The organism is Lacibacter sp., assembly GCF_035299325.1.
In the GTDB taxonomy this organism is placed as follows: domain Bacteria; phylum Bacteroidota; class Bacteroidia; order Chitinophagales; family Chitinophagaceae; genus Lacibacter.
On sequence record NZ_DATGWT010000014.1, the window covers coordinates 68,237 to 85,203 of the forward strand.

The 16,967-nt window shown below is 38.6% G+C and carries 14 protein-coding genes; 8 read left to right on the forward strand and 6 right to left on the reverse strand.

The window, feature by feature from the left end:
- Positions 1–133 precede the first annotated feature (133 nt).
- The 3 genes from VK159_RS09270 to VK159_RS09280 are packed head-to-tail and all read left to right on the forward strand — an operon-like array spanning position 134 to position 4,044.
- Positions 134–2,056 carry an AAA family ATPase gene (locus tag VK159_RS09270; RefSeq protein WP_324229852.1) on the forward strand — a complete coding sequence of 641 codons (1,923 nt, stop codon included), beginning with the start codon at positions 134–136 and terminating at the stop codon, positions 2,054–2,056.
- A complete protein-coding gene (locus tag VK159_RS09275; protein ID WP_324229853.1) occupies positions 2,040–2,621 on the forward strand; it encodes a UvrD-helicase domain-containing protein in 582 nt (193 codons plus the stop codon). The genes VK159_RS09270 and VK159_RS09275 overlap by 17 nt, the downstream gene beginning before the upstream one ends.
- The gene (locus tag VK159_RS09280; RefSeq protein WP_324229854.1) at positions 2,599–4,044 is read left to right on the forward strand and encodes a UvrD-helicase domain-containing protein; all 1,446 of its coding nucleotides are present in this window, start codon (positions 2,599–2,601) and stop codon (positions 4,042–4,044) included. The genes VK159_RS09275 and VK159_RS09280 overlap by 23 nt, the downstream gene beginning before the upstream one ends.
- Before the next feature lie 166 nt (positions 4,045–4,210).
- On the opposite strand, the gene VK159_RS09285 is transcribed toward VK159_RS09280, so the two are convergent.
- Both VK159_RS09285 and VK159_RS09290 read right to left on the reverse strand, forming a co-directional pair.
- Entirely contained in the window at positions 4,211–4,456 is a 246-nt protein-coding gene (locus tag VK159_RS09285; RefSeq protein WP_324229855.1) for a hypothetical protein, read from the reverse strand.
- Positions 4,457–4,926: 470 nt separating this feature from the next.
- On the reverse strand, positions 4,927–5,292 hold the full coding sequence (locus tag VK159_RS09290; RefSeq protein ID WP_324229856.1) for a helix-turn-helix transcriptional regulator: 366 nt from the start codon (positions 5,290–5,292) through the stop codon (positions 4,927–4,929).
- 391 nt (positions 5,293–5,683) lie between these two features.
- On the opposite strand from VK159_RS09290, the gene VK159_RS09295 reads away from it, so the two are divergent.
- Entirely contained in the window at positions 5,684–6,241 is a 558-nt protein-coding gene (locus tag VK159_RS09295) for an RNA polymerase sigma factor (protein WP_324229857.1), read from the forward strand.
- Between the two features lie 54 nt (positions 6,242–6,295).
- Here VK159_RS09295 and VK159_RS09300 read toward each other — a convergent pair whose 3' ends face one another.
- A complete protein-coding gene (locus VK159_RS09300) occupies positions 6,296–7,381 on the reverse strand; it encodes a PDDEXK nuclease domain-containing protein (protein WP_324229858.1) in 1,086 nt (361 codons plus the stop codon).
- Positions 7,382–7,605: 224 nt separating this feature from the next.
- Here VK159_RS09300 and VK159_RS09305 point away from each other — a divergent pair, with 224 nt between their 5' ends.
- From VK159_RS09305 to VK159_RS09320, 4 genes are all read left to right on the forward strand, one after another.
- On the forward strand, positions 7,606–8,805 hold the full coding sequence (locus VK159_RS09305; RefSeq protein WP_324229859.1) for a FecR domain-containing protein: 1,200 nt from the start codon (positions 7,606–7,608) through the stop codon (positions 8,803–8,805).
- Positions 8,806–8,984: 179 nt separating this feature from the next.
- Positions 8,985–12,293 carry a SusC/RagA family TonB-linked outer membrane protein gene (locus VK159_RS09310; RefSeq protein WP_324229860.1) on the forward strand — a complete coding sequence of 1,103 codons (3,309 nt, stop codon included), beginning with the start codon at positions 8,985–8,987 and terminating at the stop codon, positions 12,291–12,293.
- 10 nt (positions 12,294–12,303) lie between these two features.
- Entirely contained in the window at positions 12,304–13,704 is a 1,401-nt protein-coding gene (locus VK159_RS09315; protein ID WP_324229861.1) for a RagB/SusD family nutrient uptake outer membrane protein, read from the forward strand.
- 40 nt (positions 13,705–13,744) lie between these two features.
- The gene (locus VK159_RS09320; RefSeq protein ID WP_324229862.1) at positions 13,745–14,986 is read left to right on the forward strand and encodes a TlpA disulfide reductase family protein; all 1,242 of its coding nucleotides are present in this window, start codon (positions 13,745–13,747) and stop codon (positions 14,984–14,986) included.
- Between the two features lie 44 nt (positions 14,987–15,030).
- Here VK159_RS09320 and VK159_RS09325 read toward each other — a convergent pair whose 3' ends face one another.
- From VK159_RS09325 to VK159_RS09335, 3 genes are all read right to left on the reverse strand, one after another.
- Positions 15,031–15,321, reverse strand: coding sequence for a hypothetical protein (locus tag VK159_RS09325; RefSeq protein ID WP_324229863.1), 291 nt, complete (start codon positions 15,319–15,321; stop codon positions 15,031–15,033).
- A 39-nt stretch (positions 15,322–15,360) separates the two neighbouring features.
- Entirely contained in the window at positions 15,361–15,822 is a 462-nt protein-coding gene (locus VK159_RS09330; RefSeq protein WP_324229864.1) for a MauE/DoxX family redox-associated membrane protein, read from the reverse strand.
- 97 nt (positions 15,823–15,919) lie between these two features.
- Positions 15,920–16,891: an AraC family transcriptional regulator gene (locus tag VK159_RS09335; RefSeq protein ID WP_324229865.1), complete on the reverse strand. Its 972-nt coding sequence runs from the start codon at positions 16,889–16,891 to the stop codon at positions 15,920–15,922.
- Positions 16,892–16,967: the final 76 nt, after the last annotated feature.

Sequence of the window (16,967 nt, forward strand, 5' to 3'; positions counted from 1 at the left end):
CTAAATGGAGTTATTTTAGCTACTACAAATGCAGTAAATTTTCTAGAACCGAAGCTGAAAAACTATTAAATTTAAGCTTGTGAATTTTAAAAGATTAATCCTGATTAACGTTTACTATTAACCAGAACACCACATGTACCTCTCCAATTTAAAAGTTTGGAACTTTCGAAAATTTGGTAGTTCCAATGCAATTGATTTAGACCATCCTCATTTGGACCTGGCATTAAAAAAAGGCGTTAACGTTCTTATTGGCGAAAATGACTCAGGTAAAACTGCAATTGTGGATGCAATTAAATTAGTTTTGAAGGCTCATGGAAATGAATGGGTGAAAATTGAACCAGAAGATTTCTATAGTAAACCAGGAGGATTTGTTGCTGAAAGATTTAGAATTGAATGCCGGTTCGACGAACTAGCTGTTGCGGAAGCTTGCCATTTTACGGAATGGCTGGGATGGGATGCCAGTGTTACGCCAGCCGTAGATTATTTAAGGGTATTCGTTGATGTAGTGCAGAAAAATGGCCGCATTTTGCCATTTGATGTCAGGGCTGGAGTTGACAGTGATGGAAAAATACTTACTGCTGATGCCAAAGAACGTCTACGTATTACTTATTTAAGACCCCTGCGTGATGCAGTGAATGAATTATCGTCACGCAGAAATTCCCGTTTGTCACAAATCTTGTTGTCTCATGATGCTTTCAGAGATAAAAAAGATCATTTATTCATTGAGCTTGCAAAACAATTGAACAGCGGTGTCGCTGCCTATTTTAAAGGATTGGATGCAAGTGGGGCTGCACTGACGGGTGATCTTTTAAAAGGGAAAGAACTTAAAGAGATTATAGATAAATATCTCAGTGAATTTTCAGGGAAGGAAACTTCCTTTAAAATGAGTGCCGCTTCGATGAAAAATATCCTGGAGGCTCTCAATCTTTTATTTGAAGATGGTTACAACTTGGGATTAGGCAGCCATAACTTATTGTGTATCGCTTCCGAGTTATTGCACTTGCAAAAGAAAAGTTGGGACGGGCTTCGCTTGGGACTTGTTGAAGAAATTGAAGCTCATCTACATCCCCAGTCGCAGTTACAAGTGATGGAAACACTGCAAAAAGAAGCAAAGGATGTGCAGTTGATTTTTACAACGCACAGCCCGAACATCGGATCTAAGATTCATTTAAGTCATCTTATTTTTTGTCAAGCTGATAGGGCTTTCCCAATGGGAGAAGAGTTTACTCTTCTCGAATCAACTGACTACAAATACCTTGAACGGTTTCTTGATGTAACAAAGGCAAATCTTTTTTTTGCAAGGGGAGTACTGTTGGTAGAGGGTTGGGGTGAAGAATTGCTTGTTCCAGTTCTTGCCAGGAAAATTGGTATCAATTTAACTGCACATGGTATATCAGTTGTCAATATAGGCAACACTGCTTTTTTACGCTATGCTAAAATATTTCAACGAAAGATTGGAGGGCAAATGCAGACAAAAGTTGCTGTAGTGACCGATGTGGATGTAAAGCCACTCGAAGCAGGAGAACTGCACGAAGTACCTGATGCCGGTGATCCGACAGGTTTAGGTAAAATAAAGGTTCCTTACACTCAGGCAGAGATCGACGCAAAAATAAAAGATGCAATAGCAGGGAAGCAAAAGAAATATGATGGCCAAGTGGTAAAGAGTTTTATATCCCCCGCCTGGACACTGGAATACTGCATTGCGCAATCAGCTAAACTGAGAAAGCTTTTTTATAAATCAGTACTCGAGGCATTGTTAGAACAGAAAAGGGATGAGGGAGTGGCTAAGTTGGATAATTATGAAAATGTTATCACCGATATTGATAAGCATTTTAATAACTGGACAGAGGATAGCGATATAATTGCCTACAAAATTTACCGTCATATTCTTTGTGGAGAAACAGACCTGGCGGTTGCTAAAGATGAAATTTCGAAAGCTATTATTGCACAACGTTTTGCTGCTAACCTGGAAGCTGACACTGTGATTACAGATATTAAGACAGAAAAAAGTATTGAATATCTTTTAAATGCTATTAAGTATGTTTCAGGTAACTGATGAAGACATTCAATATGCAGAACAGATCTTGTTTAAGAAGCAAGGTGTTTTTGACAAAGAGCGAATTGAATTCATTGAAGAGTTGGGTACCTGTGATCTCCAAGCTGTGCCAGGAAGTGGTAAAACAACTGTGCTGCTGGCCAAACTGTTGATACTTGAAAGATACTTGCCACTCGATAATGGCCTTGCTGTTGTCGTATTATCGCATACAAACAATGCTGTCGATGAAATTAAAAATAAGATTGCTGCACACTGCCCGAAATTATTCAGCGAACCCAATTTCGTGGGAACAATTCAATCTTTTGTTGACCGGTTTTTGGCGATTCCCTACTATACTAATCTATATAATAATCAGCCGATTAGGATAGATGATGAATTGTACGTTGAGAGAGCCAATAACTTTAGCTTTATAAATTTGGCAGGGTTTAATCAGGAAGCGAAGAATGCTAAGTGGTATTTGCAGTCGAATCCAAATGATCCTCTTGCTCCTTTGCTACGGTTGTCTCGCATTGGGGGGGGATTATATTTTAACCAAAAAGTACATGGGCAAAAAGATAGAGCCTAGTAAGCCAAAGGGGAGAAGTAAATTTTATTCTGACTGGACAGTTGCTGAAAAGAAAAGGGTTTATGAATGGTTATATGCGTACAAGAAAAAGTTGATGGCAGATGGGTTTCTTTGTTTTGATGATGCTTATTTTCTTGCCAGTGAATATTTATTTAAGTATCCTAAAATCAAAGATATACTAAGCAGGAAATTCCAATTTGCGTTTGTAGACGAAATGCAGGATATGGATAAGAAGCAATACGAAATTCTGGAGGAATTGTTTTGGAATAATGGAACTGCAAGTACTATTTATCAAAGAATAGGTGACAAAAATCAAGGGATCTTTACGGACAAATCTGATATGGATGAAGTGTGGACAGATCGCCCGGTTGTACAAAAATTGAACGGTAGTCATCGTCTTAGTCTAAAGAACGCAGCACTTGTACAATTGCTGGCACTACAACCAATAACTGTAACAGGTCTTGCATTAGACAAAGACGGAACGTCTATAGATGTGTTACCCCGGCTTTATGTGTACGAGGATGCGACCAAGGTGATTCCTGCATTTGCTAAAACTATTAAGAAACTTCAGGAAAACGGCAAAATTCCATCGACGCCTGCGCATCCATTTAAGGCTTTGTGTTGGACCACGGTACCAGACACAGATAAGACAAGAATCAATGATTATCACCCGCCTTATTCGAAGGAGGTACAGCGACCGAAAATCAATTATTCGTGCATGGAAAGTTACTTATTGAATTACGACAAATCAAGTAATGGATTTGAATCCATCAGAAAAAGTATACTTAACGGGCTTTTACGGATACTGCGCATCGAAGATATAACCGACGACGAAAAACGACCTTTTACCAAGCGAAGTTTTATTAGTTACCTGTCTTTGCGTTATCCTACTGCGGTAGTAAAACTGCAGGAACAGTTGTTGAAATGGTGCAAAGGAATACTCACGAAAGAGAATTCAAATGTGTTAAGCGAGTTGCAGGCGTATGTTCCGGAATTGTTGAAATTATTTGGTAAGAGTATCACCCATTCCAAAGCTTTTATTAATGATGCGGCACCATTGGATGGTGGTGCGGTCAACCCGGTGACAGAAGTTTCCAATATGACCAATCATGAAGGTATTCCCATCGAGGTAGCTACCGTTCATTCTGCAAAAGGACAAACGCACACTGCTACGCTTTACATGGAAAGTTTTTATGAAAAAAAAGCTGGTGGCGGAAATTATGAGTCGGAAAGATTAGCTGCAATTCTAAAAGGCGGAAGTCTTCCGGCCAATCCGCATAAATTCGTTCAGCAATCGATGAAGATGGCTTATGTTGGGTTTTCGAGGCCAACACATCTTTTAGGTTTTGCTGTTCGTAAGGATCGGTTTGATGAGCATTTGTCAGATATTGATACAGAGACTTGGGAGATTGTTCACGTGTAATGGTTTAGAATAGGTTAGAGTGTAAAACTTTATTTCTCTTCCTTCTTCACTTTCAGATAGTGTTCTGTTTCCCCTGCAACCGTCTCTCAAACATCTCTATAGTTTTTCCATTGGGATGTTGTCAAATGCTTCATTATTTCCAACAATTACAGCAATTAAATTCATTTTAGATCCTTATATCAATCCTATCTAAATATGGCTGCAGCATTTCTGCATCTGTAGAAGCAAAGCTTCTAAAAGCTCGCCGTACTTTATATTCTTTATGCCATTCTTCTTCTACATAAAAAGCATCAATCTGGTAAAGTTTGTAGCGGTTAACATCGTCTTCCCTTTCGGCAACCTGCACACCATTATCCCAAATAGCTTCCAGTTGTTCCATTTCATCAAGATTATTGAATTGATAAAGTGTCATAGGAAAGTAGTTGTATTATTGAGAGATTGAGTATAATGCAAAATACCGGAAATTTCGAAAAGAGCGAAGCTATTTGAACTACTTCGATTTCGGTTTGGCTTTTTTTGCTTTTTTGACAGTAGTTGATATTTCCGCCACTTCAGCATTTGTGATGTTATCATAAATAGAAAAGAATTCAGCAGTAGACAATTTGAAGCCTTCAATTATTGCTACAATAGTAGTGTGTTGCGGATCTTTTTTGCCAGAAGTTATTTTCTGTATGATTGAATACTCTACATCACATGCGGCAGCTAACTTCCTTAAACTTGTTACCAGGTCAGGGTTGTTCTTGGTTTTGTTTTTGGCGATGATTTTGTTTATACGAATACCAAGTTTGAATTTAGCTTCTTGTTTTTACTTTGAATCCATTTGCAGTATTAAGCTAATGCGAATGTTTATTTTCTTCTGGGACTAAACTATATAACCACAACCTAATCATGATTCTTTACCGGGACTTTACTAATTACTACATAATTAGGCTCACCCTTTCTGTCTTTCGGATTTCGTGTTATTTTTAGTTTAGCACGAATGACATCGTTTTTAAGTGGTTTCGGTGGAACTAAATCGGCAGGGTTACACTTAAGTGCTTTTGCAAGTAAATTTATATGCCTTATATTGTATTTAGCTCTTTGCTTTGGATTCTCAATTTTACTTACTGCACCCTCAGCAAGGTTTAACGCAATCGATAGTTTCAATTGTGACATTTTTCTTGCAACTCGCAGTTCTCTCGCTTTATTAATGATATACAGGTCGATTTCTGCTATCTCAATCTCAATAATTTCTTCCTTACTTTTCATAACAGCAAGGAATCCAATTGTCAAACCCTAAACACATCCACATGTGGATGTTATGTTGTTTTTTTTCTTATTTTTAATGTGTTATTTGATTTTTTATAGTCAACCTATAAAGTCAAAACATATTTTTGCGAATTACTTCATAACTAATTGAAGCTTTCGCTTGGAGTCTCGTCTTGAAACCTCGGAAATTTTAAGACCACGGGATGATAAGCAAGAGCTCACGTTTAGGCGTGGGCTCCCTTATTCGTGGTCGGGCTCTCCGAGGGCCTCAAGACGGTAAGTGGAGACCTGCGCCGTTTTTTTGCAGTAACCATTGGTGGCTCCAATTCACCTTTTATGCTGCAAATAGTTGAAGGCTGGGCCTGTTTATACTGCACCTCAATACGCCTCTTTGTTTCAACAGGGAGATGAACTTGCTTTATCTTATTTCTACCAGGAGTTTCTTCCAGCCCTTTCGTTATATGCTAATAAATGGGTAGAGGATTTTTCTATTGCAGAAGAAATAGCCTCCAGCGCTTTCTTAAAGGCCTGGAAAATGCATGAAAAACTTGACAGCTATAATGCGATACGTGCTTACCTGTATAAAATAGTTTATAACGACAGTATGGATTATTTGCGTAAGGAAAAAAGCTTTAGCAGGGTAGAAGATGCTGCTACCGTTCCCGATATTTCGTTTAACAGCCCTTATGAAAATTTAATACGGGCGGAGGCTTATCGTATCGTTCATGCTGCATTAAAAGAACTCAGCCCGGGCAGCCAGCAAATTATCAGTATGTATTATCTCGATGGAAAATCGACGGGTGAAATCGCAAGAGAATTAAATCTGCATCCAAGTACGGTGAAAACCCAGAAACAAAGAGGGTTGGATTTGTTACGGAAAAAGATACTTCGGCCAATCATATTCACTGTTTACTTTACGGCTTATTATTTCTTACAGTTTTTTAATTGACAAAGCTTCGGGCTGCATAGAGCTTATTGCTTAATCTTATGCTTTTTGTGTTTGTTACTGTAGTTGCTTTTGCAATTCAGCCTTGCTTGGCAGGTAGTGTTTGTATTCTTTTGTAAAAATCTGGTTGTTTGTTTTAGGCAGGGTAAATTCAACAACTGTTTTATTTTCTTCTCTACAGAGTATAATACCAATTGTTGGGTTTTCATCTGTTGTCTTCATCATCCTGTCGTAGTAGTTCACATACATTTGCATTTGGCCAATATCTTGGTGGGTGAGCTTGCCAATTTTAAGATCGATAATGACAAAACATTTTAGGAGGCGGTTATAAAATACCAGGTCAACAAAAAAGCTATCACCTTCAAACGTAAATCGTCTTTGTCTTCCCTCAAATAAAAAACCTTTACCCAGTTCCAGCATAAAATGTTCCAACTTATCAATGATGGCAGTTTCAAGTTCTGTTTCTGAATAACGGTGATCTTCTTTTAAATTTAAAAACTCCAGAACATAGTGACTTTTTAACGCATCAACCGGTTGTTGAATAACCTGCCCTTTTTTTGCCAATTCTTTTATGCCTTTCTTATTTCTGCTTAATGCCAGACGTTCATAGAGGCCGGAGCTATGTTGTCTTGCAAATTCCCTTACCGACCAGTTGTTTTCAATAGCTTCTATCTGGTAAAAGCTTCTTTCTTTTTCATCCTGAATTTTTAATAACTGAACATAATGTGACCATGTTAACTCAAACGACAGGTTTGAATTACGAGACAGCGTTTCGTAAGTTGAGATACCGGAGTTTTTGTCAGAATTCCGAGACGCTGTGCCGGATTTCTGTTGTGTTGATTTCCGAGACGCTGTATCGGAAATGTTATAGGTAAGGTAGAATTTTCTGCAGTACTCCAGATTATCTACTGAATAGCCTTTTCCAAATTCGGCAGTTAACGACTGGCTGAGTGTTTTTAATGTTTCTTTTGCATATTCAGCACGCTGGCGTCCCTTTTGCTCATACTCTACAATCATTCTGCCGATTTCGAAATTTGTAACAAGCATAGTGGTATTTACATTCCTTACTACCTGTTTCCTTGCTTCATCAATCAGTTTTTTGATGCCGCTGATAAGTGTTTTGTGAGGTATGAGTTTTGACATGAAACAAATATAATGATTCGATAAATTTTCGTCATGTAATCGCAAGTAGGAGAATTGTGTTTGTAAGTTAACAGATCTCTGTGTAGCTGTTGTAATAGTTTTAAACATCGGAAAAAAGCTTCAGAATAGCACCATAGGTTATCTCCCCAATATTTTTTTACAGTTTTTGTAGTCCTTTTCCTGTTAAGCTTCGTTCTTTTAAAAAGACGGAGTAACTTAATAGCATGAAAGAAAACCCATACAGCGATATGGAACAGCTGGCCTATCGCATTGCTTACCTTATTGCCGGTTATATACGCAACACGCTTACCAAGCAGGAACATCTTGAACTGGATGACTGGGTAAATGAAAGCGACCATAACATGCAGTTGTTTGAAGACCTTACCGATGAAGAGAACATCAAGACAAACCTTGCACGTATGGACCTGGTACTGGTAGACCAACGCTGGAAGGAAGTGAATGATAATCTTGCACAGACAGAAAAAGAATATCAACGAAAGCAGCGAAGAGTAATAGGGTCGATGGCAGCCGCAATAGTAGTAGTTGTAAGTGGAGCCTTTATGTTAATACAACTCATGAAAAACAAACCAGAACAAACCAATATAGCCAATGCTGATACCCCGCAACTGTTACCGGGCGGTAATAATGCGACGCTTACGCTCGCCGATGGTTCGGTCATTGATCTTTCAACTGCTAAGAATGGGTTAATCGATAGCAACTTAGTTTCTCATGCCAACAAACCGGCTGATGGAGAGTTAGTGTATGAAGCAAAAAACAACGGACAAGTTTCAGCCCTTCATGCACTCTCCACACCGGTAGGTGGTCAGTATAAAATAGTGCTGGCCGATGGCAGCAAAGTTTGGCTCAACGCTTCTACAACAGTAAAATACCCCGTTGCTTTTACGGGCAATGAACGAAGGGTGGAAATAAACGGCGAAGCATACTTTGAAATAGCAAAAAATAATAAACAGCCTTTTCGTGTAGTGTTACCCGATAGCTCAGTTGTTACTGTTACGGGTACGCAGTTTAATGTAACCTGTTATAGTAATACAGCACAAAACGAAGTAACGCTGGTTGAAGGTCATGTATCTGTTTATCATAAGGGCAGCATACAAAATCTTGAACCGGGTACACAGGCTGTTGTTAATGGCGATGGATTGTCAAAAAACAGTACTGTGGATATAGAGTCAATTACAGGGTGGAAGAATGGCTTGTTTGTTTTTCACGATGCTTCGATTGAAAAGGTGATGACACAAATTGAAAGATGGTATGGAGCAAAAGTGATTTATCAATCGAAAACAAAGCAATTACTGAATGCAGAAATATTAAGAAGTGAACCTTTAACCAAGCTCCTCAACTTGCTTGAATTAAACGGGTATGTCCATTTTAAAATTGAAAACAAAACCATTTATGTATTACCCTGACGATTAAACCAACCAACGGTTAATGCAAACAAAAAACCGGAAGTGTTACGAGCACCTCCGGCGGGCGTTTGGGTTAACCCTGTAATCAATTGAGGCTGTCAACCGAATTTCAGAAACCCAAACATTACAAAACTATGCAATTAACTATTGCAGGATACTGCTGTAAAAAATTTCTAACCATGAAACTCATATGCGTGCTGACGATAGCGGCCTGTATGCAGGTTTCGGCAGGCAGTTTTGCGCAAACTGTATCAGTTTCGTTTAACCATTCACCTATTGAAAAGGTCTTTAAGGAAATTACCCGCCAAACAGGCTATTCGTTTATTTACCAGCGTAACCAGTTAGAGCAAACTATTCCTGTTACGCTTACTGTTAAGAATGAACAACTGGAGCAGGTGCTTCGCAAATGTTTCGAAAAGCAGCCGCTTACATTTACCATCGTTGATAAATATATTGTTGTACAAACAAAACCTGTTGTAACTGCTCCGGTATTACCAACGAGTACGGCAATTACAGTTTCCGGCAAAGTAATAAATGAAACAGGTGAGGCATTGGTTGGTGCAACAGTTACGGCAAAAAAATCGGGCATTGCAACTTCTACTAATGACAAAGGCGAATTTTCGTTAAGCGGTGTGCAAGAAAACGATCTACTTATTTTCTCCAGTATAGGCTATGTAAAAAAAGAAATACCTGTAGGAAAAGGGTTGTATTATGTTGTAAAACTGGCTATTGCTGTTGAAGTATTAGATGAAACAATAGTTATTGCTTACGGCTCAACAACACAACGCTACAACACAGGCAGTGTATCAAAAATAAAAGGAGAGGAGATCGCCAAACAACCGGTATCTAATCCCTTGGCTGCTCTGGCAGGCAGGGTGCCGGGTTTAGTTGTTACACAAACAAGTGGTGTGCCGGGTTCAGCGTTTAATATAGAGATCAGGGGAAGGAGTTCTCTGGATGCTGCACTTTCAAGGAATGACCCTCTGTTTATCATCGATGGCGTACCCTTTGAGCCGGGAAATCTTGCTTCCAATCAGATTGTATCGGCAGTAAATAAACCGTTCTCTACAAATCTCGGAGGCATCAGTCCTTTTAATACAATTAATCCATTGGATATTGAAAGTATTGAGGTGTTAAAAGATGCTGATGCAACAGCTATTTATGGAAGCCGTGGCGCTAATGGTGTAATACTCATTACCACCAAAAAGGGAAAGTCCGGTAAATCAAGACTTAGTGTGAATGTAAACACTGGGTGGAGCAAAGTTGCACGTACCATGCGCATGCTGAATACGACTGAGTATTTGCAAATGCGTAGGGAAGCCTTTGCAAATGACGGTTACACACCACAGGTTACAGTACCGTTTGCAAATGGGTATGCACCGGATTTGCTCATACTCGACACAACTATTTATACTGATTTTAAAAAACTACTGATTGGAAATACAGCACAAGCTACAAACGCAGAAGTAAACTTTTCGGGAGGTTCAGGCAAAACGTTTTTCTCCATTGGTGGTGCATACCATAAAGAGACAAATGTGTTTTCAAAAGCGTTAACTGATCAACGTGCTTCGTTACATTTCAATATCAATCATAAATCTGCGGATAAAAAGTTTGAGACAAATTTCTCAGGCTTTTACTCTGCGGAAAAAAATCAACTGATTCAGAAAGATCTAACGCAGTTTATCAATCTTCCTCCAAATTTTACGTTGTATGATTCTGTCGGAAAACCTGCGTGGCTGCAGAAAGGTATTCCGTTTAATTATATCAATCTTGGGTTGCCCGGCATTCCTTCAGCAGAATTACTAAAGACCTATCTTACAAAAAATGATAATGCACTTGCCAGCCTGCAACTGGTATACAGGATCGCTCCGGAGCTCACATTGCGGATAAATGCAGGGTTTAATAAGTTTATAACAGATGAAGTGGCTACTACACCAAGAGCATCGCTTGATCCTTCAACAAGTCAACTCGCCTCATCAAAATTTGGTTATGGCACTTCGCAAAGCTGGAACATTGATCCGCTACTGGAGTATGGAACAAGTTTGGGTAAAGGGAAATTTAATCTGTTGTTTGGAACAACTTTACAAGACCGGACTACGAAAAGTTCTTTTGTGAATGCACAGAACTATACCAGCGATTTATTATTAAACTCAATGGGAGCGGCAGGTATACTTACAGGAACAAATAATTCGGCACAATACAGATACACAGCAATATTCGGCAGGCTGAATTATAATTTGTTAAGCAGGTATATCATTAATATGTCTGCACGACGTGATGGTTCAAGCCGGTTTGGAACTGAAAACAGGTTCGCTAATTTCGGAGCGATTGGTGCTGCATGGATTTTCTCAAACGAATCGTTTTTCAAAGAAAAGATTCAGTTCATCAGTTTTGGAAAAATACGAGCAAGTGCAGGTATTACCGGAAACGATCAGATCGGTAATTATAAATACCTCGATTTATGGAATTCAACAACTATTCCCTATCAGGGTATTCCGGGGTTGCAGCCAGGCAGTTTGTTTAACCCGAATTACGAATGGGAAAAAACAAATAAGCTGGAAACTGCACTTGAATTGGGCTTATGGAAGGAGCGCTTAGTATTTTCAATTGCAGGCTACCGAAACCGTTCAAGCAATCAATTGATCAATTATCAATTACCTGATCAAACAGGATTTACAGGAGTGATACGAAATCTTCCGGCCTTGGTGCAAAACAGCGGTATAGAAATTGTATTAAGCAGTAAGAATATTACTTCTAAAAGTTTTTCATGGACAAGTTCTTTCAATATAACCTTACCAAAAAATAAATTGATTTCTTTTCCTGGTTTGAGCAGTTCCAGTTATCGGACACAGTTTAAAGAAGGACTTCCCCTTAATACTATTTACAAAGCGAAATACCTTGGTATAGATCCGCTCACAGGTAATTATATAGTTGAAGATTATAACCGTGACGGATTAATCCGTTTCCCGGCTGACTACCAGTTTTTAGGTTCAACTGATCCGGTATTTTATGGTGGGTTACAAAATAACTTTGAATATAAGCGATTCAGTTTTTCTTTCTTTTTTGAATACCGTAAACAAACAGGAAGAAACTTTCTTGCTTACATTGACAGAAATCCGCCGGGTATTGCGTTGAATCAACCGGCAATCATTTTTGACCGTTGGCAGAAGCCAGGTGATCATGCATTGGTACAAAAATTTACAAGCCGGTTTTCTGGTGTAGCTACTGCAACGGGCGCCAATTATTTAGCAAATTCTGACGGGATTCTCAGCGATGCCTCTTTTGTTCGGTTGAAAAATGTAGCCTTATCGTATTCATTTTCTGCTGAAGTACTTCGCAAGCTGCACATTGAAAGCAGCCGTGTTTATATCAATGCCCAGAATTTATTTCTGTTAACCAGGTATAGGGGCTCTGATCCTGAAACGCAGGATATATCGGTACTTCCGCCGTTAAAGACAATTGTTGCAGGTATTCATTTCACATTCTAAATTTTAACCGATGTGTACAAAGCAAATCACTAAACATATTCTTCCTGTTCGTTTCATCTTCTTGTTGTTGCTTGTTTGTATATCTTCCTGCAAAAAGCTGATAGAGGTTGAACCACCCGTTACACAGCTGGAAACCAAACAGATTTTTCAGAATGACCAGTCTGCCGTTGCTGCAGTTTCAGGATTGTACAGGCAGATGTTATTGACGGGTTCAATAATTACAAATGGAGGTATTACCCGTTTTTGCGGTTTATCGGCTGATGAGTTAATTAATACTACAAGCCCGGATGCTGATGATGAATTTCGTAACAATAATATTCAGGTTCGAAATGGAAGTATTTCCGGCTCCTTGTGGCAAATGGCTTACAAAAACATCTATCATGCAAATGCCGTACTGGAAGGGTTGGAAAATGCCGGTATTACACAGGCATTAAAAAAACAATTACAGGGCGAAGCATTGGTAGTGAGGTCACTCAATTACTTTTATCTTATTCAACTGTTTGGCGATGTTCCACTAGTGCTTACTACTGATTACCGCTTAAATCAATCAATGCCCCGTTCAACGATTAGTGATGTATATGCGCAACTAACAACGGATTTGCTCAAAGCAAAAAGTTTATTATTGACATCATATCCAAGTGCCGGAAGAGTAAGACCCAATAAGTTTACTGCTACAGCACTATTGGCCAGAGTATATCTGTATCAGAAAGACTGGATAAACGCCGAAAAGCAAGCGTCTGAAATCATCAACTCAGGAGTTTATGCACTACCTGCTGAACTCAGTAATTGTTTTCTTTCCGGTTCAACGGAAACTATCTGGTCGTTACTACAAGACAGAAGTAATACTTCAGAAGGTCAAATGTTTATTCCGGCATTTTCGTTCCTGAAACCTCCGTTTATTCTGACAGATACATTGTATCGCTCCTTTGAATTAAATGATTTACGTAAAAGCAAGTGGCTGGCATCTACAACGATTAATGGATTGCCGGTTTATTATCCATTGAAGTATAAAAAAGGAGCTGACTTTTCCAGTACACCCCCGGCTCCAACAGAGTATTATGTTGTCTTCCGCCTCGCAGAACAGTATCTGATACGTGCAGAAGCAAACGTACATTTAGGCAACAATGCAGCCTGTCAGGCTGATATTAACGTTATCCGTCAACGGGCCGGCTTGCCAGTTACAATGGCAACAAGTAAAAATGAATTGCTGCTTGCAATTGAAAAGGAGCGACAGATGGAACTGTTTGCAGAATGGGGCCACCGTTGGCTTGATCTGAAGAGAACAGACAGGGCGAACAGTGTTTTACAAGGTATCAAAACTTCAAACTGGCAAGCTACAGATACGCTTTATCCAATACCGTTTGATCAGATACTGTTGAATACATTCTTAACCCAAAATGCGGGGTATTGATTTGGTAACGCCTTCAAATTAACCAGCTTAATTAAATTACATGAAGCGATTAGTTATACTAATGCTGTGGGCTGCTATTGCTGTACCCCCGTTACATTCACAGCACCTTCTGCCAGGAGATCGGTTACCAGATTTGGTTTTCCGGAATGTTCTGAATAATCGGGATGATTCAATACGCTTGATTGACTTTAAAGAAAAGTTGTTGATCATTGATTTTTGGAATACAAGATGTGTGGCCTGTTTTAAAGCATTTCCCAAACTAGACTCGTTAAAGAAATATTTCGGAAGCAGGATTGAAATATTGCTTGTGAATAATGAAAGCAAAGCCTTTACACAGGATTTTTTTAAAAAACGACCATTGCTTTATAAGCCGGGACTTCCGATGATTACTGACGGAACGAAACTTTCTGATTTGTTTCCGGTTGATGGATACCCTTACACAGTATGGGTTCAAAATGGAATTGTAAGAAGTTATTCGGGCGTACATGCTGTAACGAAAGAAGCAATACATGAGTTTGTAGCAGGTCGTACACTTGGTTTTCGTGATCCGACGGTTATACGGTTTGCTTCTTCGATTGATTATAATAAACACGACTATTTTTCGTCGATTGCACGTTGTTCGGATTCAGTAAACATAGGTAGTACGGAAGCCATAAAAATAAAACAAGGGAAAGCGATTTCTATTGCAAGTAATTGTTATTCGATTGCTAATTTGTATCGGAAGGCATATAACGAAAATGGAAAATATAATTTTAACTATACCTACAATTTTTTATTAGATGTAAGCGAACGATTTAGATATGAGTATCCCGCAAAAAAGGATTCATTGGATCAATGGCTGCAAAGTTATGCATACAGTTATGAACTAATGTTACCTGTTGCCAATAGCGAAAAAGCATATCGGATTATGCAGGAGGATCTTGACAGGTATTTTCATTTGAAAGCAGAAGTACAATTCAAATTAACAGAGAGCCTTGTTTTACGTAAGAGAGTGCAACCGGAAAATTACATGCAGTCAGTCAATCCTACAGCTGGAGATTCAATTATCAGATTTCATCAAATGCCCTTTGATCAATTTGTACAGGAGCTACGTGTGCAGATTGAAAAAGAATTCCCTTTTTTTATTGAAACAGGAAAGATGGAAACTATTTCCTGCAACATTCGGTACAAATCGTTGTCTCCTTTAAATATTTCGAATCTGCAACAGGATCTTTATGCTGCTGGTTTTTATCTAGCAAAAGAAAACAGAACTATTCCAGTATTGGTTGTTAGCGATAAGTAACAAAACAGGCAACCGCTATATAGCGGCTGCCTGTTGCTTTTACATCAGTTTTTAAGGGTTTGAACATCGCCACTCTGAGCAGTTGGCAATGATGGTTGTGTAATAAAGCCACGTAAGCAATGGTTGGTTGAACCCGTACAACCATCGTTTGCATTGGCGTAGCTTAAAGTTACCTGGCCACCAAATTGTACAGATGCACCTGCCGGAATAACGCCGTTTTCATCTACCATATAAAAATAATAGATGTCATCAGCCGGCTTTTTCTCTTCTTGTGTAAAAGAACTGAAGGTGATTGCAGCAATAACAGCAATGATTCCTAAGAGATACTTTTTCATTTGTATTCTGTTTTTGTTGAAAAATTACTGCCTACTTTTTTATACAGGTATTCGGCTATTCCTGTTTATTGCAATAAAGCGTTTATCCTTTTTCGAGAGCAACCATGCAGATATACTCAGAAGAAGCAAAGCAGAATTTAATAGCAGATGTTGTGACCAATTCAACTCTTTTAGTATTCCACCACAGGAACAGGGTAGTTTCGGTGTAAATAAAAGCATATACCCAATGTAAGCTGTAAAAAATGTCATTAATAAGGTTGACAGCAATAATCCATAAGCTTTTGTATGCGGCAGTAATAAGAGAAGAGAAACAAACAATTCAATAACCGGCAAAATCCAGGCTATGTAAGACGCTGCGAATGATAAAAGTGGTGATTTTGACAGCACAGCCCGAAATTCTTCAACCGCAAACAGTTTGTTGATTCCTGTATAGACAAAAAGAAAAATAAATATGGCGATAGCGAATTCAACGTATAGTATTCTGCCGGAGTTCTTTTTCATGGTGCTGTTTTTCATTGTACTGTAAAGATCAAAATTTGATTTTTGATTTTTTCGTCAAATAGATTTGCAGCTTTGTGCAGAAGTTTTGTAAGCGGGATTAAGATCTTCGTAATGAGCCTGGAGTATATCCGAATTTCTTTCTGAATGCAGTAATAAAGTTTGTCGTTAAGGGGTAACCAACAAGTCCTGCAATTTCTTTAATCGGTTTATCGCTGTTCAATAGAAGATGATGAGCGACATGCATTTTTTGATCAGTAATAAATTGAAACAGGCTGCTATGAAATAACTGTCGAAAACCAGTTTTTAGCTTAAACTCGTTTAACGCAACCTGCTTCGCAAGCGATTTGATTGTTGGTGGCTTTTGATCGATTGAGTTTTCAAGAATTGATTTTACTTTATGAATTTTACCAACTTCAAACGAGGTGTAATTATATTGCTTGTTTGTTTTCCGGTAAGTCAGTTCGAGTAATTGAAAGAGGATTTCCCTGACTTTTAAATCAAAGAAGTATTGTTTTGACTGCTCACTATATGGGCATTCAATGAGTTCGTTGATTGCTTTTTTTAGAGAAGGAATTGTCCAGATTGTTGGATTAATATGAAAGGTTGAAGTCTTATTTTTAATGGCTTTGCCAAAATCGGGGAAATAAGGCTTAAGTTCCTCAAGAAGTTCAGGGGAATAATAGATGTCCAGTAACTTCAGTTCATCTGTATTGTCAAATACTGCACTGCAGTTAGCAGGAGTTGAATAAAATAAGGAATGAAAGCCATGACGGGTATGTAGTTTCCCGATATTGTCAATATGTTTCCTTACACCGTTTTGCAACATGAAATTGACATAGAGTCCTTCTTTTTGTATCCACTTGCTGGCCAGTATCTTTTGTAAGACATTACCTATTACAAGCCGGATGCTGTATTGCTCTCTTCTTAACTCCTGTATAAACAGTTCGAGATTACCGGTACTCAACTGAAACTGATTTGCACCTGTTAATACAGGCCCTGAATAAGTTTTAGGAATACCAGGTATGCTATTTAATGCAGAAATATCCTCAAAAGTCGGGTTGTTTTTCACACGAAAGTTTTCTGGTCTCTTAAATATACAATTGTGAAACTGAATTTGAAAGCAGTTATGAGGTAAAAAAACATTT